The organism is Anoxybacillus suryakundensis, from assembly GCF_001418025.1.
Lineage (GTDB): Bacteria > Bacillota > Bacilli > Bacillales > Anoxybacillaceae > Anoxybacillus > Anoxybacillus tengchongensis.
The window spans coordinates 184,995-207,346 of the sequence record NZ_LIOK01000003.1; the positions used below are offsets into that span (position 1 = coordinate 184,995).

26 protein-coding genes and 1 other annotated feature are annotated in these 22,352 nt (G+C 41.8%); of the genes, 15 read left to right on the forward strand and 11 right to left on the reverse strand.

Features of this window, described 5'->3' with window-relative positions:
• Positions 1 to 2: 2 nt before the first annotated feature.
• The 3 genes from ASC42_RS03310 to ASC42_RS03320 all read left to right on the forward strand — a co-directional run bounded on the left by ASC42_RS03310 (position 3) and on the right by ASC42_RS03320 (position 1,804).
• Entirely contained in the window at positions 3 to 725 is a 723-nt protein-coding gene (locus ASC42_RS03310) for a DUF2268 domain-containing putative Zn-dependent protease (RefSeq protein ID WP_055440541.1), read from the forward strand.
• A 55-nt stretch (positions 726 to 780) separates the two neighbouring features.
• Entirely contained in the window at positions 781 to 987 is a 207-nt protein-coding gene (locus ASC42_RS03315) for a YuzI family membrane protein (protein ID WP_055440542.1), read from the forward strand.
• Positions 988 to 1,063: 76 nt separating this feature from the next.
• On the forward strand, positions 1,064 to 1,804 hold the full coding sequence (locus ASC42_RS03320) for a YjbA family protein (protein ID WP_055440543.1): 741 nt from the start codon (positions 1,064 to 1,066) through the stop codon (positions 1,802 to 1,804).
• 31 nt (positions 1,805 to 1,835) lie between these two features.
• On the opposite strand, the gene trpS is transcribed toward ASC42_RS03320, so the two are convergent.
• Positions 1,836 to 2,825, reverse strand: a complete 990-nt coding sequence (trpS, locus tag ASC42_RS03325; protein ID WP_055440544.1) for a tryptophan--tRNA ligase — start codon at positions 2,823 to 2,825, stop codon at positions 1,836 to 1,838.
• A 46-nt stretch (positions 2,826 to 2,871) separates the two neighbouring features.
• Positions 2,872 to 3,098, reverse strand: a binding site (T-box leader).
• Positions 3,099 to 3,134: 36 nt separating this feature from the next.
• The gene (locus tag ASC42_RS03330; protein WP_344853099.1) at positions 3,135 to 3,467 is read right to left on the reverse strand and encodes a DUF3899 domain-containing protein; all 333 of its coding nucleotides are present in this window, start codon (positions 3,465 to 3,467) and stop codon (positions 3,135 to 3,137) included.
• A gap of 285 nt (positions 3,468 to 3,752) precedes the next feature.
• Here ASC42_RS03330 and ASC42_RS03335 point away from each other — a divergent pair, with 285 nt between their 5' ends.
• The 5 genes from ASC42_RS03335 to ASC42_RS03355 all read left to right on the forward strand — a co-directional run bounded on the left by ASC42_RS03335 (position 3,753) and on the right by ASC42_RS03355 (position 9,463).
• Positions 3,753 to 5,405, forward strand: a complete 1,653-nt coding sequence (locus ASC42_RS03335; protein ID WP_055440545.1) for a peptide ABC transporter substrate-binding protein — start codon at positions 3,753 to 3,755, stop codon at positions 5,403 to 5,405.
• 104 nt (positions 5,406 to 5,509) lie between these two features.
• A complete protein-coding gene (opp3b, locus tag ASC42_RS03340; protein ID WP_055440546.1) occupies positions 5,510 to 6,439 on the forward strand; it encodes an oligopeptide ABC transporter permease in 930 nt (309 codons plus the stop codon).
• Positions 6,439 to 7,449 carry an oligopeptide ABC transporter permease gene (gene opp3C, locus ASC42_RS03345; protein ID WP_082435676.1) on the forward strand — a complete coding sequence of 337 codons (1,011 nt, stop codon included), beginning with the start codon at positions 6,439 to 6,441 and terminating at the stop codon, positions 7,447 to 7,449. Before opp3b ends, opp3C begins: the two co-directional genes overlap by 1 nt.
• A gap of 20 nt (positions 7,450 to 7,469) precedes the next feature.
• A complete protein-coding gene (locus tag ASC42_RS03350) occupies positions 7,470 to 8,528 on the forward strand; it encodes an ABC transporter ATP-binding protein (protein ID WP_055440548.1) in 1,059 nt (352 codons plus the stop codon).
• Positions 8,525 to 9,463, forward strand: a complete 939-nt coding sequence (locus tag ASC42_RS03355) for an ABC transporter ATP-binding protein (RefSeq protein WP_055440549.1) — start codon at positions 8,525 to 8,527, stop codon at positions 9,461 to 9,463. Before ASC42_RS03350 ends, ASC42_RS03355 begins: the two co-directional genes overlap by 4 nt.
• 103 nt (positions 9,464 to 9,566) lie before the next feature.
• Here ASC42_RS03355 and ASC42_RS03360 read toward each other — a convergent pair whose 3' ends face one another.
• The gene (locus ASC42_RS03360) at positions 9,567 to 9,758 is read right to left on the reverse strand and encodes a hypothetical protein (protein WP_055440550.1); all 192 of its coding nucleotides are present in this window, start codon (positions 9,756 to 9,758) and stop codon (positions 9,567 to 9,569) included.
• Positions 9,759 to 10,005: 247 nt separating this feature from the next.
• Here ASC42_RS03360 and spxA point away from each other — a divergent pair, with 247 nt between their 5' ends.
• Complete coding sequence (spxA, locus tag ASC42_RS03365) at positions 10,006 to 10,416, forward strand: transcriptional regulator SpxA (protein ID WP_032100744.1); 411 nt, start codon at positions 10,006 to 10,008, stop codon at positions 10,414 to 10,416.
• A 12-nt stretch (positions 10,417 to 10,428) separates the two neighbouring features.
• Here spxA and cls read toward each other — a convergent pair whose 3' ends face one another.
• Positions 10,429 to 11,937, reverse strand: a complete 1,509-nt coding sequence (gene cls / locus ASC42_RS03370; RefSeq protein ID WP_055440551.1) for a cardiolipin synthase — start codon at positions 11,935 to 11,937, stop codon at positions 10,429 to 10,431.
• A gap of 57 nt (positions 11,938 to 11,994) precedes the next feature.
• Complete coding sequence (mecA, locus tag ASC42_RS03375) at positions 11,995 to 12,663, reverse strand: adaptor protein MecA (protein ID WP_055440552.1); 669 nt, start codon at positions 12,661 to 12,663, stop codon at positions 11,995 to 11,997.
• 224 nt (positions 12,664 to 12,887) lie between these two features.
• On the opposite strand from mecA, the gene ASC42_RS03380 reads away from it, so the two are divergent.
• The gene (locus tag ASC42_RS03380) at positions 12,888 to 14,072 is read left to right on the forward strand and encodes a competence protein CoiA (RefSeq protein ID WP_209424218.1); all 1,185 of its coding nucleotides are present in this window, start codon (positions 12,888 to 12,890) and stop codon (positions 14,070 to 14,072) included.
• Between the two features lie 37 nt (positions 14,073 to 14,109).
• Positions 14,110 to 15,906, forward strand: a complete 1,797-nt coding sequence (gene pepF / locus ASC42_RS03385) for an oligoendopeptidase F (RefSeq protein ID WP_082435677.1) — start codon at positions 14,110 to 14,112, stop codon at positions 15,904 to 15,906.
• A gap of 24 nt (positions 15,907 to 15,930) precedes the next feature.
• Here pepF and ASC42_RS14005 read toward each other — a convergent pair whose 3' ends face one another.
• From ASC42_RS14005 to ASC42_RS03405, 5 genes are all read right to left on the reverse strand, one after another.
• Positions 15,931 to 16,095 carry a hypothetical protein gene (locus tag ASC42_RS14005; RefSeq protein ID WP_032100740.1) on the reverse strand — a complete coding sequence of 55 codons (165 nt, stop codon included), beginning with the start codon at positions 16,093 to 16,095 and terminating at the stop codon, positions 15,931 to 15,933.
• A gap of 237 nt (positions 16,096 to 16,332) precedes the next feature.
• A complete protein-coding gene (locus ASC42_RS03390; protein ID WP_055440555.1) occupies positions 16,333 to 17,145 on the reverse strand; it encodes a ClpXP adapter SpxH family protein in 813 nt (270 codons plus the stop codon).
• Positions 17,129 to 17,533, reverse strand: coding sequence for a globin domain-containing protein (locus ASC42_RS03395; protein WP_055440556.1), 405 nt, complete (start codon positions 17,531 to 17,533; stop codon positions 17,129 to 17,131). The genes ASC42_RS03390 and ASC42_RS03395 overlap by 17 nt, the downstream gene beginning before the upstream one ends.
• A 56-nt stretch (positions 17,534 to 17,589) precedes the next feature.
• Positions 17,590 to 18,195 (reverse strand): lytic transglycosylase domain-containing protein, encoded by a 606-nt coding sequence (locus ASC42_RS03400; protein ID WP_055440557.1) that lies wholly within the window; start codon positions 18,193 to 18,195, stop codon positions 17,590 to 17,592.
• Positions 18,192 to 18,782, reverse strand: coding sequence for a CYTH domain-containing protein (locus tag ASC42_RS03405; RefSeq protein WP_055440558.1), 591 nt, complete (start codon positions 18,780 to 18,782; stop codon positions 18,192 to 18,194). The genes ASC42_RS03400 and ASC42_RS03405 overlap by 4 nt, the downstream gene beginning before the upstream one ends.
• Positions 18,783 to 18,892: 110 nt before the next feature.
• Between ASC42_RS03405 and ASC42_RS03410 the strand changes: the two genes are divergently transcribed.
• The 4 genes from ASC42_RS03410 to ASC42_RS03425 are packed head-to-tail and all read left to right on the forward strand — an operon-like array spanning position 18,893 to position 21,606.
• Positions 18,893 to 19,267 carry a UPF0738 family protein gene (locus ASC42_RS03410; protein WP_055440559.1) on the forward strand — a complete coding sequence of 125 codons (375 nt, stop codon included), beginning with the start codon at positions 18,893 to 18,895 and terminating at the stop codon, positions 19,265 to 19,267.
• Positions 19,268 to 19,279: 12 nt separating this feature from the next.
• Complete coding sequence (gene yjbM, locus ASC42_RS03415) at positions 19,280 to 19,918, forward strand: GTP diphosphokinase (protein ID WP_055440560.1); 639 nt, start codon at positions 19,280 to 19,282, stop codon at positions 19,916 to 19,918.
• Between the two features lie 5 nt (positions 19,919 to 19,923).
• Complete coding sequence (locus ASC42_RS03420; protein ID WP_082435678.1) at positions 19,924 to 20,715, forward strand: NAD kinase; 792 nt, start codon at positions 19,924 to 19,926, stop codon at positions 20,713 to 20,715.
• Between the two features lie 12 nt (positions 20,716 to 20,727).
• Positions 20,728 to 21,606 carry an RluA family pseudouridine synthase gene (locus ASC42_RS03425; protein WP_055440562.1) on the forward strand — a complete coding sequence of 293 codons (879 nt, stop codon included), beginning with the start codon at positions 20,728 to 20,730 and terminating at the stop codon, positions 21,604 to 21,606.
• Here the strand turns inward: ASC42_RS03425 and prpE are convergent.
• Positions 21,603 to 22,337, reverse strand: coding sequence for a bis(5'-nucleosyl)-tetraphosphatase PrpE (gene prpE, locus ASC42_RS03430; RefSeq protein ID WP_055440563.1), 735 nt, complete (start codon positions 22,335 to 22,337; stop codon positions 21,603 to 21,605). The two genes, ASC42_RS03425 and prpE, sit on opposite strands and share 4 nt — an antisense overlap.
• Positions 22,338 to 22,352: the final 15 nt, after the last annotated feature.

A 22,352-nucleotide genomic window follows, 5' to 3' on the forward strand; every position in this document is an offset into this window, starting at 1 on the left:
TCATGGGAGTGATTAACACAAAAAATTGGTTTGAACATGATAAATGGCGAGAAAAAATAAACGAAGACGTGCAGCACCATTTATTTGCACATGGGATGGCGCGGCGCAATCAACATGACATGATGAAACAACTTGAACAAAAAAACGTATGGGCATTTGTCGCCAACAAGTTTGCCGAGCTAAAAAAAGAGTGGAATGGACCAGATGTGCCGATTTATATTTTTCCTGCCGATGCTACCAATCGTTCGCTCCAACATGAATTTGGCGGAAAGTCAGGCGTCGCTTTTCGCGATCAACTATTTTTATTTTTGCTTCCTCATGTTCCGAATGAACATATTTACGCCCTCCTCATTCACGAATACAATCACGTTTGCCGTTTACATGTGGATCCGAAAGATGAGCGCGACTATACGCTCCTTGACCGCATCGTCATGGAAGGATTAGCCGAAAACGCGGTGTATGAGCGACTTGGGAACAAATATGTTGCGAAATGGACGACATATTACACAGAGGAACAACTAAAGCAGTTTACGAAAAAATGGATCGTGCCAAACATATCACTTCGTCCAGACGATGCGCGTTACCGTCCGCTTTTATACGGTTCAACTTTTTATCCGCGCATGCTTGGCTATGCGGTCGGATATGGCATCGTGAAGCGAGCGTTGGAAAAAAACAGGATAATGGAATTATTGACAATGGAATCAGAACAAATTTTTTTTATGTAACGCATCGTTTCCCGGCTTGTTCATACATATAGTAGTGGACAAGGGGGACTTATGTATGCGTTTCTTTTTTTATTTGCTTGGGTTTGGGATGTCGGTCATTGGTGGAACGACGATGATTGCGTATTTAAACATTATGGCATCGCGTGCAGATTGGAAAGAATATTTGTTATTTATTAGCACAAAAGTGGAGTGTTATTTTTTACCTGTTGGCTTATTCATGACGTGGCTAAGTATTTTTTTCCCATTTCGTGATGATGGTTAAATTTAGGGTGAAATGGAATAAAATGAACAACCTCTGACCATACTGTGAACAAATCGTTTGAAGTGAGGGGTTATGCATGTTATATCTTCACGATGTTTGGGTGAATTGGTTTGAAGGAGAAGAAAACGGATATAACGTTTGTCACTTTTATGAGTGGAGAAAAGATGATGCCATTGAGCTGTTAGACCAAGTCCCAGTATTGAAAGTGAGCCCACAACTGTTTCATTACTTAGAAAACAGTTTGTCGGAAATTCCAAAACCGTTGCTTGAAGATGTGCATCAAAAAGCGTATGTGCGCAAAAATCATGAACGCATTCAGCTTGATTATTGTTTTATTGCCACAGATGGCTATGGCATCGTTGCGATTGATACGATTGGCTATCACATTCCGATTCGGAAAAGCCGACTCATTCCACGTCAAGAACAGCTCGTTTATGAGATGATGAAAGAGCAAGATGTGCGCATATATCCGTTTCAACAAAGTGAAAAAGAATATCATATTTTATCGCCCCATCCTGCGCTCATGAGCGGATTGACGCGCAAAGAGCGACAATTGAAGCAGCTGTTATTTATGGCGCTTGATCAATTGTACGGAACGAAAAATGTCGCTGAAGTGCGCTATTGGTATACGGAGTGGGCGCCAGAAAAGTATGCATACATTCAACAAATGTCGTTTGAAGAAGCGTGGAACGGCTTGTACGAAGAAGCGAAATACGGATGGTCGGAGCGCCATGCACATTTGTGCGAACGGCTCGTGAAAGGACAACCGTTTTTTGAAAAACTATGGGAAATGGAACAAGAGCCGAAAGTGAATTAAAAAAACTCAGCCCCACACGGAGCTGAGTTTTTTATCTTCTTTTTCTTCCTAAACCGATGGCATTTTCCATTTTCTTTAACATTTTACTTGCGACACGGTTCGCTTTTTCGGCCCCTTCGTCTAAAATGTCGTCTAGTTTGGAGCTTTCCATGAGGTCATAATATTTTTGTTGAATAGGCGCTAATGTGTCGATAATGACTTGAGCAACGTCTGCTTTAAATTCTCCATATCCTTTTCCAGCGTAACGTTCTTCTAACTGTTCAATCGGTTCGTTCGCTAAAATGGAGTAAATCGTTAATAAGTTGGATACGCCCGGTTTATTTTCTTTATCGTAACGAATGATGCCTTCGGAGTCTGTTACCGCGCTTTTTACTTTTTTCTCGATCGTTTTTGCATCATCAAGTAGCGTAATGTACGATTTTTGGTTTGGATCCGATTTGCTCATTTTTTTCGTCGGATCGGTTAACGACATAATGCGTGCACCGATTTTTGGAATGCGCGCTTCCGGGATCGTGAAAATGTCCCCGTATCGTTTATTAAACCGCTCCGCTAAATCGCGCGTCAGCTCAATATGTTGCTTTTGGTCTTCACCGACAGGGACGATGTCTGTCGAATAAAGTAAAATGTCGGCTGCCATAAGCGGCGGATACGTCAATAACCCAGCGCTGACCGCTTCTTTTCCAGCCGATTTATCTTTAAATTGCGTCATCCGCTCTAACTCGCCGATGTAGGCGATACATTGTAAAATCCAACCCGCTTGCGCATGCGCCGGTACTTCTGACTGGATAAATAACGTCGATTTGTTCGGATCGATGCCAACGGCTAAATAAAACGCCGCTAAACTGCGAATGTTTTTCCGAAGCGCCAGCCGATCTTGCGGGACGGTAATCGCATGTTGATCGACGATACAAAAGTAGCAATTATAATCGTGTTGCAGTTCAACAAATTGTTTCATCGCTCCAATATAGTTGCCGAGCGTAATGACACCGCTTGGTTGAATGCCAGAAAAAATCGTCTTCATGAAATCACTCCTTTTCTATTTTCCAAATAAAAAAGGCTCTATCATCTGTAGGGACGATAGAACCGTGGTGCCACCCTAGTTATTGTCTTGAGACAATCACTTTGCCCATGCGTATGCACGGCGCCTTTGTAACGGAAGGCAACCGTCCAAGCTTACTTTCATTTCAGCTTGGATGCTCGAAAGCCCATTCCATATAACTAGCGGCTTGTTCGCACCGTCCACAAGCTCTCTGAACGCCTCGTTATATGTACTATTCTTTGTCATCGCATCGGTTTTTTTAAAACATTATATGGTGTAGTTTTTTTATTGTCAATTCATGTATGAAAAAATGAGCGTGGCTAATGTGACGAACAGCCCAGCAAAAAAAAATGAAGCTCCCCATTGTTTTTTTTGTCCATCATCTGTCTGTTCATCGGCATAATACCGTTCAACTGGAGAACGAAACAATCGTTTGAAGCTAGAAATGGTCACATCGAAAAATCCTTTTTCATATATGAATCGAAATCCACCAATAATAACGAGTGGTTGTGCGAGTAAAAAAGAAGTATTAATAAATGTTAACCATTTGTTTTGAGAAAAAAGTGCAACCGTTAGCGCAACTAAAAATACGAAAACACTTGTCATGACTGTATTTTTCACCATTCATCCACCTTTCGCGCTTAATCGCTGTAAAGTATTATACTAAAAAAAGTGTAAATTTTCTATTTACAAACGAATAAAAAACAAATAAAATAGTCAACAAGCTGATTTTATCGAAAATGTAAAAAAACCTTACACTTATTTAAGATGTTAGAAAATTTAAAAAAAGTTTCAAAAAAATCTTTTCAAGTATACTAATTCATTATATAATGTCCTTGTGTTTCAAATCTTCTGATAAATCAGAAGATGGAAATAAATACAATTAAGAAAGATGAGGGGGAAACTCGCATGAAGAAAAAGTTGTCCATCTTTTTCATGCTTCTTCTCGTCGCTTCCACGGTGCTAGCAGCGTGTGGCGGCAAAAAAGAAGAAGACAAGACTGCCAATGAGGGCGAAAAGCCGGCTCAAGAAGCGCCAGCAAAAGAGCAAGTGTTAAACTTGCTTGAAACTTCAGAAATTCCTTCGTTGGACTCTACATTAGCAACTGACAGCGTATCATTCCGCGTCATGAACAACGTATTTGAAGGTCTATTCCGCTTAGACCAAAACAATGAGCCAACACCTGGAATGGCTGAAAGCTATGAAGTAAGCGAAGATGGAAAAGTATACACATTCAAACTTCGCGATGCGAAATGGTCAAACGGTGAGCCTGTGACGGCAAACGATTTCGTATATGCATGGAGAAAAGCGCTTGATCCAAACACAGGTGCTGAGTATGCATACATTATGTACGACATTAAAAACGCTGAAGAAGTAAACACAGGAAAAGTACCTGTTGACCAACTAGGTGTAAAAGCGGTTGACGAAAAAACATTACAAGTTGAATTGAAAAACCCAATTCCTTATTTCTTAAGCTTATTGGCGTTCCCTACATTCTATCCACAAAACGAGAAATTCGTTAAAGAGCAAGGGGACAAGTACGGTCTTGAAGCAAACACAACAATTTACAACGGTCCGTTCGTATTAAGCGAGTGGAAACATGAACAAAGCTTCCAGTTAAAGAAAAACGAGCAATATTGGGATGCACAAACAGTCAAACTTGAAACAATTAACTTTAACATCGTTAAAGACGTTGCGACTGGTGTAAACTTATATGAAACAAACAAGGCAGACCGTGTTGGTTTAAGTGCAGAGTTTGTTGACAAGTATAGCAGCGACAAAAACTTTAAAACAAAATCAGAGCCTGTATTGTTCTTCATTCGTATGAATCAAAAGAACGAAGTGTTGAAAAACGTCAACGCTCGTAAAGCGATTGCGATGGGCTTCGATAAAGAAGCAATGGTTGCAACAATTTTAAATAACGGTTCAAAAGCGGCGAACTACCTTGTTCCAGAAGGGTTCGTTACTGGTCCGAACGGAAAAGACTTCCGTGAAGAAAATGGCGATTTAGTGAAATTTAACGCAGAAGAAGCGAAAAAATATTGGGAACAAGCGAAAAAAGAGCTTGGCAAAGACAAAATTACGCTTGAATTGTTAAACTACGATTCTGAAAGTGCGAAGAAAATTGGTGAGTTCTTAAAAGAGCAACTTGAGACAAACTTACCAGGATTAACAGTAAATATTAAACAACAACCATTTAAACAAAAACTTGATCTTGAAAGCAAAATGCAATATGAGTTATCATTTGCTGGTTGGGGTCCAGACTATCAAGACCCAATGACATTCATCGATATGTTTGTGACAAACGGTGCTCACAACCAAACAGGTTGGTCAAATGCGGAGTACGACAAGCTTGTAAAAGATGCGAAAACAACGCTTCTTTCTGACTTGCAAGCTCGTTGGGATGCGATGGTAAAAGCTGAGAAAATCTTGTTAGATGAAGCAGTTATCGCTCCAATGTATCAACGTGGTGCAGCATACCTTGAGCGTGAATACGTCAAAGGTATTGTTGATCATCCATTCGGTCCAGACAACAGCTACAAGTGGGCATATATCGAGTAATCGAAAAGAAAGGAGAGTATATGTGCGACAAGCATATACTCTCCTTTTGCCTGCTAATCCGAAAAATTTCAAAAAGTTTTTAATTTTGTAAGGAGGTGTGCAATATGGCACGATATACGTTACAACGTTTTGTTTACATGTTGATTACGTTGTTTATTATCGCAACGGCAACGTTCTTTTTAATGAAGCTTCTCCCAGGTTCCCCTCTCCAAAATCAAGAGAAGTTATCGCCAGAACAACAAAAAATCATTTTAGAAAAATACGGATTGAATGATCCGGTGCCAGTTCAATACATTCGCTATTTAGGCAACTTGGCGAAAGGAGATTTAGGGGTTTCTTTCCAATACGATAATCGCCCGGTCACACAACTTATTGGCGATCGCATCGGTCCATCTGCACAACTTGGTTTTCAAGCGCTTGTATTCGGAACCATTGTCGGTATTTTTCTCGGTGTTATTGCTGCTGTTCGTCACAATACAGCAATTGACTATACGGCGACGATATTAGCTGTTTTAGGTATTTCTATTCCATCATTTGTATTTGGTGGATTGTTACAATATTACATCGGCGTAAAATTGAAACTACTCCCTGTTGCGTTTTGGGAAGGATTTGAGTATACCATTATGCCAACGTTGGCATTATCGGTATTTGTTATTGCAAGCATTGCGCGCTTTATGCGTACAGAAATGTTAGAAGTGCTCGGTTCAGATTACATTTTAACCGCGCGTGCGAAAGGAATTAGTGGCTTTGGCGTTATTTTTAAACACGGATTAAGAAACGCAATGATTCCAATTATTACAATTCTTGGTCCGATGGCCGTTAACTTAATGACAGGAACGTTAGTTATTGAACAAATTTTCGCCGTTCCGGGCTTAGGGGAACAGTTCGTTCGCTCCATTAACTTAAACGACTACCCAGTCATTATGGGGACGACGATTTTTTATAGTGCGTTATTTATTCTCGTTATTTTTATTGTAGACTTGCTTTACGGTTTAATTGATCCGCGAATTCGTTTAGCGGGAGGGAAAAAATAATGACAGAAAAGCAATTATCTCCTGAATTGTTTGAGCTGGCGACCGAACGTCAAGGCGATATGGAAAAAATTAATCGACCGAGCTTAACGTTTTTCCAAGATGCTTGGATTCGATTGAAAAAAAATAAAGGCGCCATTTTCGGTCTCGCCATGATCATCATCATTACGCTTATGGCCATTTTTGCGCCAATATTTAGTAAGCATACGTATAAAGATCAAAACTTACAACATGCGAAATTACCACCGCGTATTCCGGTGTTGGAAAATATAGATTGGCTTCCGTTTAACGGAAAAGATATGAATGGAATTAATGTGTATGAAAAACGTGGAGTGAAAGAATACTATTGGTTTGGAACAGATGACCTCGGTCGTGATTTATGGACGCGTACATGGTATGGGGCACGCATCTCTTTATATATCGGTGTATTGGCGGCAGCGATTGATTTGTTAATCGGGATTGCATATGGTGGGATTTCCGGATTTTACGGCGGTCGTGTCGATAACGTCATGCAACGGATTATTGAAGTGTTAGTCGGAATTCCGAATTTAATCGTTGTTATTTTGTTTATTCTCGTGTTTGAACCGGGAATTATTTCGATTACGACGGCGATGGTCATTACCGGTTGGGTCACGATGGCACGCATTGTGCGCGGACAAATTTTAAAATTAAAAAATATGGAATACGTTTTAGCCGCACGTACGCTCGGAGCGTCTGACTATCGTATTATTGCTAAACACTTATTACCAAACGTCGTTGGTCCAATTATTATTACGACGATGTTTACGATTCCAAGTGCGATTTTTACAGAGGCATTTTTAAGCTTTATCGGACTCGGTATTCGTCCACCTCAAGCATCGCTCGGTTCACTCGTCAACGACGGTTACAAATCGATCCAAACGTTCCCTCATTTAATGATGATTCCTGCGTTTGTGATCAGCTTGCTTATTTTAAGCTTTAACTTATTAGCGGACGGATTGCGCGATGCACTCGATCCAAAAATGCGTAAATAACGGGTGAAAGGGGTGGAATGATGGAAAAGGTACTAGAAGTAAAAGATTTGCATATTTCGTTTGACGTATACGGCGGTGAAGTACAAGCTGTACGTGGTGTATCGTTTGATTTATATAAAGGGGAGACGCTGGCGATCGTTGGGGAGTCTGGTTCAGGAAAATCGGTCACGTCTAAAGCGCTTATGCGTTTACTACCGATGCCACCTGCAAAAATTAAGAAAGGGAAAATTTTACTAGAAGGTCGCGATCTCACAAAGCTTTCGGAAAAAGAAATGCAGCGTGTACGCGGTGCGGAAATTTCGATGATTTTCCAAGACCCGATGACAGCGTTAAATCCAACGATGACAATCGGAAAGCAAATTACAGAAGTGTTGTTAAAGCATCAACAAATGACAAAAGAAGAGGCAAAAGCGCGCGCCATTGAGCTACTTGATCTCGTCGGCATTAAGGAGCCAGCGCTTCGTTTTAAACAATATCCGCATCAACTATCAGGCGGAATGCGTCAACGTATCGTTATTGCGATTGCGCTTGCATGCAATCCGAAAGTGCTAATTGCCGATGAGCCGACGACGGCGTTAGACGTGACAATTCAAGCGCAAATTTTAGAATTAATTAAAGATATTCAGAAAAAGACGGGAACATCCATTATTTTCATTACCCACGACCTCGGCGTCGTTGCAAATGTGGCGGATCGCGTTGCGGTCATGTATGCGGGGAAAATTGTTGAAAAAGGAACGGTCGATGAAATTTTCTATAATCCGAAACATCCGTATACGTGGGGCTTACTTGCATCGATGCCGAGCTTAGAACATGGTGATGAAGAATTGTACTCGATTCCAGGAACGCCTCCGGATTTGTTAAATCCACCAAAAGGAGATGCGTTTGCACCTCGTAATGCGTATGCGTTAAAGATTGACTATGAAATGGAACCACCAATGTTCCAAGTATCAGATACGCACTATGCGGCAACGTGGTTACTTCATCCGAATGCACCGAAAGTCGAACCTCCGAAAGTCGTTCGTGAACGGATGAAAAAATTCGTTACACTAACGAACAATAAAGGAGGGGATAAACGATGAGTGAAAAACAAAAACTTGTCGAAGTGAAAAACTTAAAACAATATTTTAAAGTTGGGAAAGGACAAGTTGTCAAAGCGGTTGACGGTGTGACGTTCGACATTTATAAAGGTGAAACGCTCGGTCTCGTTGGTGAGTCAGGATGCGGAAAGTCAACGACAGGCCGTACGATTATTGGATTATATGAAGCAACAGGCGGCGAAGTGTTGTTTAACGGTTTAAGTGTGCATCGGAAAAAGTCTGCGAAAGAAGCGAAAGAATTAAAACGGAAAATGCAGATGATTTTCCAAGACCCGTATGCGTCGTTAAACCCGCGTATGACGGTTGCGGATATTATTGCGGAAGGCATTGATATTCATGGATTAGCATCGTCGAGAGAAGAGCGCATGAATCGCGTGTATGAATTGCTTGAGACGGTTGGTTTAAACCGCGAACATGCGAACCGTTATCCGCATGAGTTTTCTGGTGGACAGCGTCAACGGATCGGCATTGCACGCGCGCTTGCGGTTGAGCCGGAGTTTATTATTGCGGACGAGCCCATTTCGGCACTTGACGTATCGATCCAAGCGCAAGTTGTCAACTTAATGAAAAAGTTGCAACGTGAAAAAGGCTTGACGTATTTATTTATCGCCCACGATTTGTCAATGGTCAAATACATTAGCGACCGCATCGGAGTCATGTATTTCGGAAAAATGGTTGAACTTGCGGATGCAGAAGAGTTGTACCGCAATCCGATTCATCCGTACACGAAATCGCTTCTTTCAGCGATTCCACATCCAGACCCAGAAACAGAACGGACGCGCAAACGTATCATTTACGATCCGTCACAGCACAACTATAAAGAAGGCGAAGATGTGCGCATGCGCGAAATTACGCCGGGTCATTTCGTTTACTGCTCGGAAGCAGAGTACGAAAAATACAAGGCGATGTACAGCTAATCTCTCGAGTTTCGAGAGATTAGCTTTTTTCGTTTGATGTACTAAAGTATTATAAAATATTTTGATTCGTTTGACTATTTCGTTTTTAAAAAAAGCCTCGAGATTATCTCGAAGCTTTTTTTCCACCAACCGCTTTCCAGCCCGTTTGCACCTGTTCGCTCATTGCAGTATGTAATCGCTTTTTTCGTCCGCCAAATATGTTTTCACCAATACCGTTTAAAATGACGCCCATAAGCGCTGTGATGCCAATCACGAAAACGGCGACGATCGTAAAGTCGATAAAAAATTGAACCATACGTCTCCCCCTTTGTTTGCCATTTCTCTTTTTATTGTAGAGAAAATTTGAAACGAAAGCAACGAAAAATGAAACCATTTTGATCGGACAACCGTATAATATGTTGGGTAAAATTGAAAAAAGGTGTATCTTTCTAAACTTTTTTGTTGTATAATGTACGTTGTAGAGTTTTTTAAAGTCATTTTAAAATAAGATGTGTTTTAATACAGAAAGCGAATAAAGCAACCCATAAGGGAGTGATTCACATATGGTGATCGTATATTCATCGCCAAGTTGTACGTCTTGTCGAAAAGCAAAAGCGTGGTTAGAAGAGCATAACATTCCGTATAAAGAGCGCAATATTTTTGCCGAGCCGTTAACGATTGAAGAAATTAAAAGCATTTTGCGTATGACGGAAAACGGAACGGACGAAATTATTTCAACTCGTTCGAAAATTTTTCAAAAGTTAAATATTCAAGTCGATTCATTGCCATTGCAAGATTTATATGAAATTATTTGCCAACATCCAGGCTTGTTGCGCCGTCCGATTATTATGGACGAAAAACGCCTGCAAGTTGGTTACAACGAAGATGAAATTCGTCGCTTTTTACCGAGAAAAGTGCGAACGTATCAATTGCGTCAAGCACAACAGCTCGTCAACAATAAAGGCTTAGCGTAAATGCTAAGCCTTTTATAGTAGTGGTGAAAGAAGGCGCGCTGTCGATTCAGCGATGCGCATCCAAAGTGGCCGGCGTTTGAATTGATGCATATCAATTTTTGATGAATGCTCGAAGTCGTTTATAAAGTCATCGACTAGCGTTTGTACGCTTGGCGTTTGATATAAAAACGCATTCACTTCAAAATTCAAATGAAAGCTGCGCATGTCCATGTTCGCCGTGCCAATCGAGGCAAGTTCGCCATCTACAACGATAATTTTGCTGTGCATAAACCCTTTTTCGTATTCGTAAATGGTCGCTCCTGCTTCGAGTAGTTCAGGAAAATAAGAGCGGGAAGCATAAAACACAATTTTTTTATCCGGCCGCTTCGGCACGAGAAGCCGTACATCAATACCACTTAATGCTGCTACTTTCAATGCCGTTAAAATATCTTCATCTGGGATGAAATACGGTGAGGCGATCCAAATCGATTGCTGGGCTGATGTAATCATCGCAAAAAATAAATGTTTAATGACTTCCCATTTCGTATCTGGTCCACCAGCGACAAGTTGGACCCCTCCGAGCGTCTCATCCTCAACGGTCGGCGCATGTAAATAGTTCATGGTCAACCATTGTTGACCAGTCATGTAATACCAGTCTTGTAAAAAAATTAGTTGCAGCGTGCGCACCGCTTCGCCATACACAAGTAAATGCGTATCGCGCCAAAATCCGAAATATTCATTTTTCCCTAAATATTCATCGCCAATATTTAAGCCACCAACAAAACCGACTTTTCCGTCAATGACGATAATTTTACGATGGTTGCGGAAGTTGATTGTATTGTTTAAAAACGGCAGGCGAACAGGGGAGAACGGGATGATGTCTACGCCTGCTTCACGCATATCTTGTATGTACGTTTTCGACAGTTTCCAACTTCCGACTGCATCATATAAAAAGCGGACGTGTACCCCTTTTTTTGCTTTAGCGATTAATAGTTGTTTTAGCCGTTGCCCGATATCGTCATCACGCACGATGTAATATTCAAGATGAATGTGATGCTCTGCTTTTTCTAATTCCTCAAAAATGGCAGCGAACGTTTCTTCTCCGTTTGTTAACACGCGCGTTTTTGTCGCGGTTGAAATCGATTCTTTCGTCATTCGTCTAGCTAGTTGTAACAGTGGCTGTTGATGCGGTTTCATATATAATTTTCGTTCATGATTCGTGTCATCCCGTTCTAGTTTGCGAAACGTTTGTTCATCGAGTAGCGCTTTTTTTCGAAATAATCGTTTTTTACGATAGTTTTGACCAAGTAGAAAATAAAAAATAAAGCCGATGAGCGGAAAACTACTGAATAAAACGAGCCATGTGAGCGTTTTTGTCGGATGTCGATTTTCTAAAAAGATGACAAACGAAATAAAAATAACTGACAATGTGACAAATAAGCTGAACGTTCCAAGTAGCCAGCCTTCCCAATAATCTTTTGTCACTGCTAAAAAGCCGATGAAAGCAAGTATAAACAGTACAACTTTTAACGCATTTCTCATTTGTTGTTCACCTGACCTTGCGAGAAAAAAGCCGATTTCAATGGGTTGAAATCGGCGTTATGAGTTTGGAAAGTGTTTTGCGATCATCGTGAGTGCTTGTTCTGCGATGACGATTTTCCCATATTCCTCAAGGCGATGAATCGTCATTTGAGAATCTTGCCCGTACTCAAGTAATATGCTTAACATATTATCAATGTCGCGATCGTTATCTTCTTCTGTAAATTCGACGTACAAGTAATAGTTATTCTCCAATGCGAATAACTTGTTGTATAATGTTGAAAAATCGCGACGATGAGCAAGAGCGATGACGTCTTCAATGTTTTTAAAGCGGATGACGAACTGGAGCGGATTATCAGGTGCTTGTGTCGACGACGATTTAATAATGTTAAAATGTTGATCTAATATATGTTCAATTTTTTCATCGACCGGTAAGTCTTTGAATCGCTCGTCGAGAATAGGCAACTCCAGTTTGCTTCCGTCTTTTGAAATTTGGGCTTTTGTGACGAACACTTCCAATCCTTTTTCAAGCGCATGCACTTGAATCCAAAGTGGTCCTTCTAAATAAATTTCCACTTCTTGATGAATTTCGTCCATCATTTCCCAAAACAATTCTTCGCTTCGTTCGCGATTGTACCAAATTTCTTCACGATCAAAGCCACGTTCTTCAATATCTCCGTACGATATATATAGCTTCAACGTATATTCATTGATGCGTTCGATTTCCATGTTCTTCATCTCCCTTCTACGATTATCCATTCAGGAAGGGAATTTACCCCTGAGCGTTCGCCCATCATTCCACATCTTGTACTTCTATTGTATGACAAAATGTGAAAGAAGGGAAATAAAAAACGCCTAATTCAATAAATTTAGTTGTTCCCCTATTTTTTGTATTTGTTGCAGGAAAAAAGGCGATGTTGGTGAAAAAAATATGTGGAGAAAGGGGAGGTTGCATGTTTGTTGCATTATTGAAAAATGGAGAAACATGTTCGTTATTAGACGATTGGACGGTTGAACAGCTACATGTATTGCGAGCGACGCAGTCGTTTTTTTGCCCTGTTTGTTTGAAGCGAGTGCAATTGAAAATTGGAAAAAAACGAATGTCGCATTTTGCGCACGAAACGACATGTACGATCGAAACAGAGCGCGAAACAATCGCCCATTTACAAGGGAAACAACAGCTATATGAATGGCTCATCAACGAGAAGATCGAAGCGGAAGTCGAGAAGTATTTACCGCATATTCGTCAACGTCCGGATGTATTTGTCATGCGTGAAAAAAAGATGTACGCAGTCGAATATCAATGTTCTATCATTCCATCTTCTTTATTTGTGAAACGAACGAACGCGTACATAAACGCACATATTGTCCCGATTTGGTTGCTTCATTCATCACATGTGCAGCGCCGCGGTTTGTTTTTTCAACTATCTTCATTTTCTTGGCTTTTTTTCAATAGTTACGAGATGATTCCGCTTTATTGTCCTGAACGTCGCGAAGTATGGTTTCTTCATCATCTCATCCCGCTATCCGCAACGATGGCATACGGAGAATGGACGACGATTCCGCTCGATACGATGTCATTTTCTTCTTTCCAACAGACGCCTCAACGACAACACGATGGTTTGTTTCATGCATGGCAAATGAAAAAGAAACAATGGCGGCAATCTCCGTCGTATTATCGAACGAATCGCTCTTTTTGTCGCATCGTTTATAACGAGCATATGACCCCATCGTTATTTCCGCATGAAGCAGGTATTCCGCTTCGCCATTCGTATTGGTTAAAGACGCCTCCGTTTATTTGGCAAACGTATATGTTGCTTGAGATGATGCGTATTCCGCCTCATATGACGTTTTCGTTTCATCAATTATATGAGCGAATGCAACATTTCATTCGTCAAAACCTTATTCATATTCGCTGTTTGCCACTTATGACAAAAAGCCATTATTCGTATGCGTTCATGGACTATTTACATGCGCTCGTGTCGCTTCAATTGTTGAAAAAAGTCGGAAAAAGTACGTTTCAGCGCATTCGGTCATGGTCGCTCCCACGTACGATAGAGGAGGCGATGAAAGGAGATCAACAAGTACTTGAGCGAATTGTAAGCAAAAAAGAGGATTTTTTCACAAAACGAGAATAATATATAAGTAAACATTTTTATGTAAGAGGTGATGAACATGGCAAAAACGTTGCCGACACGTAAAGACGTTCCGGTAGAGTATACGTGGCGTCTTGAAGATATTTTTGCGACAGATGAACATTGGGAACAAGAATTTCAAGCAATTCACGCACTTCTTCCGAAATTTTCGGAGTATAAAGGAAGATTGGGGGAAAGCGCACAAACGTTATACGAAGCGTTGCAATATCGCGACCATGTGTTGATGCGACTAGGGAAATTATATGCGTATGCGCATATGCGCCATGATGAAGACACAGCGAATGCATTTTATCAAGCGCTTGAAACGAGAGCGGAAAGTTTATATGCTGAAGCTGGTCAAATGATGGCGTTTATCGTGCCAGAAATTTTAGCGCTTGATGAACAAGTGTTGCGCTCCTTCTTACAACAATACGAACCGCTTCGTCTGTATGAGCACGAATTAGATGAAATGAATCGCCAACGCCCGCACGTATTATCGGAAAAAGAAGAAGCATTGCTTGCGCAAGCGGCGGAAGTGATGAATGCATCAAGCAATACGTTTGGGGCGTTAAATAATGCCGATTTACGTTTTCCGACGATTACAGATGAAAACGGAGAAGAAGTGGAAGTGACGCACGGTCGTTACATTCGTTTTCTTGAAAGCGAAGATCGTCGTGTTCGTCGCGATGCGTTTAAAGCGGTATACGATACATATCGCAAATATGAAAACACGTTCGCAAGCACGTTAAGTGGAGCGGTGAAGCGCAATACTTTTTTTGCGCGCGTTCGCAATTATCGCTCAGCGCGTGAAGCTGCATTAAGTAAAAATCAAATTCCTGAAGCGGTGTACGACAATTTAATTGAAACGATTCATCGCTATTTGCCGCTTTTGCATCGTTACGTTCAATTACGCAAGCGGGTGCTTGGATTAGATGAGCTACATATGTACGATTTATATACGCCGCTTGTGAAACAAGCCGATATGAAAGTGACGTATGAAGAAGCGAAAAACATATTGTTAAAGGGGCTCGCGCCACTAGGTGATGAATATATTTCGATTGTCAAAGAAGGGTTTGATCATCGTTGGGTCGATGTGCAAGAAACGCGCGGCAAACGGAGCGGAGCGTATTCGTCTGGTTCGTATGGAACGAATCCATATATTTTAATGAACTGGCAAGATAATGTGAACAACTTATTTACGCTTGCGCATGAGTTTGGTCATTCGGTGCATAGTTATTATACGCGCAAATATCAACCATATCCGTACGGAAACTACTCGATTTTCGTTGCTGAAGTCGCATCCACGTGCAACGAGGCGCTATTGAACGATTATTTATTACAAACGATCGATGATGAGAAAAAACGGTTATATTTATTAAACCATTATTTAGAAACGTTCCGTGGCACTGTGTTTCGTCAAACGATGTTTGCGGAGTTTGAACATATGATTCATGAGATGGTGCAACGCGGTGAGGCGCTGACGGCGCAAGTATTGACGGAAAAATATTATGAGCTAAATAAAACATATTTCGGCGATGGCATTGTCATCGATGAGGAAATCGGTTTAGAATGGGCGCGCATTCCGCATTTTTATTACAACTATTATGTGTATCAATATGCGACAGGATTTAGCGCAGCGACCGCATTAAGCAAACAAATTTTAGAAGAAGGTACACCAGCGGTCGAGCGTTACATTGAGTTTTTAAAGGCAGGAAGCTCCGATTATCCGATTGAAGTGTTGAAAAAAGCAGGGGTTGACATGACATCTCCAAAGCCGATTGAACAGGCGTGTCAAGTGTTTGAACAAAAATTACAACAACTCGAGCAACTATTGTAAAAGGCGACCGTGCGTCGCCTTTTTTTAATGAAATCCGCGAAAGCGATGGCGATTGTTCAAATAAGTGAAAAAGGAAAAGAAAGAAAGAAATAAAAACGGAATAGATATGAATAACGGAAATAAGCGCATTAATGCGAAAAAGTGAATGATAAGTGCGACAATAATCCAAATGATATGTGCGACAAACATCGAATCCCCCCTTATTTATTCATAGTAAGCAAGAAAGAAAATAATTATGACAAATGTGTGAACAAGTAAACAAAACACTTGTCAAGACATGAAGGGATTTGTTAATATATAAACGTGAAGTGAATCACAATCAAACAAACTTATACCCCTTTGTTTGACCGTGAAAAATTTCTCCCATCCCCTTTGTTGTCTTTATGACAAAGAAAAAGGACTCGGCATCCCCCGAGTCCTTTTTCTTTATCCGATCCAGCGCCAAAATGAGCCGATTTTCTCCACTTTTTGTTTTAAACGCAATTTTTTTAATTCACATTCAGCTTTGCTGTGCGGGATGTTGTACACCATCGCAATATCATCGGTTGTAACGAATTGAGCGTGATGTAAAAACTGTTCAATTGGTGGAAGCGGAGATGGTTGAGGATGAAAACCGAGCATTTCATGGATTAAGTCGACATACACGTCGTACGGATAACAGCCTGAAATTTTAATGCCTTCATCTTCAATATTTTCGTTGAAAAAGACGAGCGTCGGAACTTCCCGAACGTCCATTTCCGCACGAATTTTTAAATCGCATTGAAGCGCTTTGACTGCACTTGGTAAAGATAAGTCATTCATAAATTCTTGCACATCTAAACCAGCAGCAATGGCGCATTGAATGAGCGTGTCTGTCTCTGTAATCGTTTTGCCTTGAATAAATACAATTTCTTGTAGTTGACGTAAAAAGCGAATGCTTGCTTGTCGCCCTTGCAATTCCGCTGCTTTCACAGCGAGCGACGCAATATATGGAATCGGTAGCGGTGTTTCAAGAAACACCCGGTCTTCACAAGCAATGCCGATGCGCGATGCATGTCGATCAATTCGTTTGTAATTTACGCCATTGAGTCGATCGAGTTGGCCGGTTAAGACGTGACGTAACGTAAAATATTGTCCGTATTCGATCCATAACTTTTTTAACACAGGCTCAAGCGCCCAGCAGTCTGGGCAAAGAGGATCGACAAATAAATAAATTTCTAGTTGTTTTGTCGTTCCTTCTTGCTTACCATTCACCTTCATGCTCCTTTCGCTCGTCCTCCGGTGTATTAATCATATGTTGAGCAGTTAAAATGAGCCGTTGATACAATTCATCACGAACAGGCCCGTTTAGTCCGATTTCATCCATCGCCTCATGCATACAGGCAAGCCATGCTTTTGCGCGCGTTGGCGTAATCGGAAAAGGCAAATGGCGCGCACGCAACATCGGATGTCCGTGTTCAGCTGTATAAAGCGGTGGTCCGCCTAAATATTGCGTTAAAAATTGCTTTTGTTTTCGCGCCGTCTCTGTTAAATCTTTTGGGAAAATAGGCGACAAGTCGGGATGTTTCGCTACCCGTTCATAAAATGCATCGACGAGTTTGGTGATAACTTGTTCGCCTCCAATCGCTTCATAAGGGGATTGAAACATATGAAAAACTCCTTTGCCGAAATATATCAATATTGTAACAATGACTTTGTTTCATCTCAAACGATGTGACTTGTGGAATAGTACGTTTGCATCACTTTTTTTACATAGTTCATCGTTTCACGAAACGGTGGAATGCCTCCATGTTTTTCGACATTGCCTGGCCCTGCGTTATATGCTGCAAGGGCAAGCGCAACGTTGCCGTCATACCGATCGAGAAGTTGACGTAAATATTTCGTTCCACCTTCAATGTTTTGTTGTGGATCGAAGGCGTCTTTTACCCCTAACATGCGCGCCGTGCTCGGCATTAACTGCATGAGCCCCATCGCACCAGCCCGGCTTTTTGCTTGTGGATGAAAGTTTGATTCATGGCGAATGATCGCATAAACGAGATTCGGATCGACATCGTATTTTGTTGCCGCCTCGTCAATCCATTGATGAATCGCCTGTTTTTGAAGCGACTTTTCTTCGTATGTCGGCGCTTTCGTTTCAGCGCTTGTCATCATTGGAAGTGATGGACGTATCGTTTCTGTTTCTCCGTCTGTTTCGGCTGTTAACAACTCGCGAAATAAGTCGTGAAACGATGTTGTTGGCGCTTCTTTTTTTCCTTGTAAATGTTGCAACGCTTGAAGTTCTAAAAGCAATTTGATTTGTTGCACGTTCATGACGATCGCTCCGTTTCGTATTTCGCTTCGTAAAATCGTTCAATTTTATTTTTCGTTTGTCGCTTTGGAATATGAAATGACTGTAACAGCGCTGAAAATACCTTTTCTCCTTCTGTTCGCTCGCTTGCTTCGTATTCAATTTCGTAGTCAGCCACGTTCATATATTCGCTATAGTCAAGGACGAGCGTGCCGTTTTTATACGGTCGTTCGACGCGGCGAGTCGTTAGCGCACCAAAACAGACGATCGCTGTCGGGGCAATATGAAGCGACTGTAATATGTTTGCGATGTCGCCTTCAAGTGACTTTGCGCCCGAAATAAGTGCTGTCGCTGTTTCATTTGTTAACGGTTCGTGCGTTTCTAACAGCCCGTCTTCATATGGTTGTTTTAATGTTAATGTATATGTGCCGTTTTTTAAACGAATGCGTAATGCGCTTTTTTGTTGTTTCAATTGAAAGTCGGGGGTGTCAAAATAATAATTTTGTTGCACGTTCCATTCATCATCACGCACTGCAAACGCATGGGTAAACCGAGAAAATTCTTCAGCCGTTAACATATTTTTGAATTCAATTTCAAGTTCGTGTTTCATGTTTTCTTCTCCTCACGTCATTCTACTTCTATTATCAACATGTACGCGAAAAAGTGCAACTAGTGAACATCGCTAGGCGAAATGTGGTAAAATAAAGGCGGACATCATAGATGGACGGAGGACAGAAAATGAAAATATATGTGCATACAGCAGAAAAAAAAGAACATGGATGGTACGTCACATGTGAGGCGTCGCTTCAAGGCTTAAAGCCAAAACGACATATGCTTGTTGATTCTGATGAGTGTGCGTTTGTATACATATTAGAAGCGAGTGATGCGTTCGTTTATGTCGTCATGTCTAAAGACGTATGGGGGGCGATGAAAGAAGCGCTTCGTACAAACGAGCCGATGTTTCTTGTCGGAAGTGATGCCACGATCGAGCTAGAAGGTATTCATGAAGAAGTGACGTACTTAATTGAAAATATTAAAGGAAATGCAAATTACGGTGAAGAAATGGAACAGGCGGTAACGGCATTTTTTGCATAAGTAGGTGGTTGAATGGAGAGACATTGGGAGTTTTTTTTAGCACCGTACAAACAAGCGGTTGAAGAGTTGAAAGTAAAGCTCAAGGGGATGCGTACTCAATTTGAAATGCAAGGCATTCATTCACCGATTGAATTTGTGACAGGAAGAGTGAAGCCGATTGCGAGCATTTTAGATAAGGCACAAAAGAAAAATATTCCGCTCGATCAACTCGAACAACAAATGCAAGATATTGCGGGATTGCGTATGATGTGCCAATTTGTTGACGACATTCAAACGGTTGTCGAACTGTTGCGCAAGCGAAACGATTTTACAATTGTCGAAGAACGAGATTATATTACGCAAAAAAAAGAGAGCGGGTATCGTTCGTATCATGTCGTCATTCGTTACCCGGTACAAATGATTTATGGCGAAAAAAACATTTTAGTCGAAATCCAAATTCGCACGCTGGCGATGAACTTTTGGGCGACGATCGAACATTCGTTAAACTATAAGTATAGCGGCAAGTTTCCAGAAGATATTCGCCAACGATTACAGCGGGCTGCGGAAGCCGCATATTTGCTAGACGAAGAAATGTCGAAAATTCGTTTTGAAATTCAAGAGGCACAAGCGGCGTTTTCGCGCAAGCAAGAAGTGAAAGAAAATGAGGGGTGAGGCGCGTGAAGTTTGCGGTCATATCAAAAGGGGATGCGATATCAAACGAATGTATGTATAAAATTCGTACATATTTAACCGATTTTCGCTTAACGTATGATGAAGATGAACCGGATATTGTTATTTCGGTCGGAGGGGATGGGACGTTATTGTATGCGTTTCATCGTTATCGAAGTCGGTTGGAGCAAACAGCGTTTGTCGGGGTACATACGGGGCATTTAGGTTTTTATGCGGATTGGGTGCCTGATGAAATTGAAAAGCTCGTCATCGCCATTGCGAAAACGCCGTATCAAGTCGTCGAATATCCGCTTCTTGAGGTAACGATTCGATATGTGAATGGCGGACGTGAGGCAAAATATTTAGCGCTCAATGAATGTACAGTAAAAAGTGTGGGCGGCACGCTTGTGATGGATGTTGAAATTCGGGGAGAATTGTTTGAAACGTTTCGCGGGGATGGGTTATGCATTTCGACGCCATCGGGAAGTACCGCATACAATAAAGCGCTTGGCGGTGCCATTTTACATCCGTCGCTGGAAGCGATTCAAGTGGCGGAAATGGCGTCCATAAACAACCGCATTTTCCGGACGATCGGTTCACCGCTTATTTTGCCAGCGCATCATACGTGTATGTTAAAGCCGGTCAATGACGTCGATTTTCAAATTACGATCGACCATTTATCGCTATTGCATAAAGATGTAAAGTCGATTCAATGTCGCGTCGCCGATGAAAAAATTCGCTTTGCCCGTTTTCGTCCGTTCCCGTTTTGGAAGCGTGTGCGCGAATCATTTATTCAGTAGAAAGGGATTTGTATGTTTCAACTTCGTTGGATCGTTACACAACAACAAGACGGCATGCTCGTTCGTGAATTTTTAAAACAACAACATATTTCAAAAACAGCGCTCACTGATATTAAATTTCAAGGGGGAAGAATAGAAGTGAACGATATGCCTGTGACGGTTCGTTACGTGCTAAAAGCAGGCGATGAAGTGCGCGTTTCGTTTCCTCCTGAACAAAAAAGTGTACATATGGTCGCTCAGCCGATTCCGCTTTCGATTGTGTACGAGGATGATTATGTTATCGTCGTCGATAAGCCGCCGCATATGGCAACCATTCCGTCGCGTGAACATCCGCAAGGGACGCTTGCGAATGCATTATTGTATCATTATGAAAAGCAAAACTTACAAGCGACCGTGCATGTCGTCACAAGGCTTGACCGCGACACATCTGGACTTGTGCTTGTCGCAAAACATCGCCACGTGCATCATATATTAAGCGAACAACAAAAACAAGGTGGAGTGAAGCGGCGCTACGAAGCGATTTGTCATGGGTATGTGACCCCGCTTGTTGGGACGATTGATGCGCCGATTGGGCGAAAAGGAGAAAGCATTATTGAGCGGGAAGTGCGACCAGACGGTCAGCGCGCCGTGACACACTACGCCGTATTACAATATAAAAACGGAATGTCGCACGTGTCGATTCAATTAGAAACGGGGCGCACGCATCAAATTCGCGTCCATTTTTCTTATCTCGGTCATCCGCTCGTCGGCGATGATTTATATGGCGGTTTTCGGGAGCAAATCGACCGCCAAGCGTTGCATAGTTGTGAGCTGGCGTTTTTTCATCCGTTTCTCGAAAAAACGATGACGTTTCATGCGCCGCTCCCTCATGACATGGCCCGTTTGCTTTAGTCAAACGGGCGAAATTTTTCTGCAACATATGGCATCGTTGATGGAACAGAAACGGTCTCCATTTCTGGATAGCGAAGGGCTGTGAGTTGTCCGCCGAATACGCAGCCGGTGTCGATGTTGACCGTGTTATTTAGCCAGCGCGGTTCTTTAACGGGTGTATGCCCATATACGATGAGCGCTTCTCCTCGGTAATGTTTTGCCCAATCGCGACGAACGGGGGAGCCGTCTGGATGTTTTTCTCCTGTAATATCGCCGTATAAGACGAACGTTTTTACTTTTTGATTCGATTTGCCAATATAGTCTTCCCGGATGCCCGCATGAGCGATGACGAGTTTGCGATCGTCTAATACGGCGTAAAGCGGTGCGTTTTCGTATAAGTTCATAAACTGTGTGCGAATGCGTGCTTTCGTTTTTTCATCGGCTCGTTCCCATTCAGCAACCGTCGTTTCAAGCCCATGTGTCACTTGTACATTTCGTCCGAGAAAAAAACGATACAATTTGTCGCAATGATTGCCCGGGACGTACACCGCCCCATGCTGTTTAACGAGTGAAACGACTGTATCGATGACTCGTAACGACTGCGGACCGCGATCAGCTAAATCGCCGACGAAGGCGAGCTTTCGCCCATTCGGATGAATCGGCACATCGTTTTCCCAGACGTAGCCAAGCTTTTTTGTTAATAACATCAATTCATGAAAACAACCGTGAATATCGCCAATCATATCGTACATTTTTTGCTCCTTTCT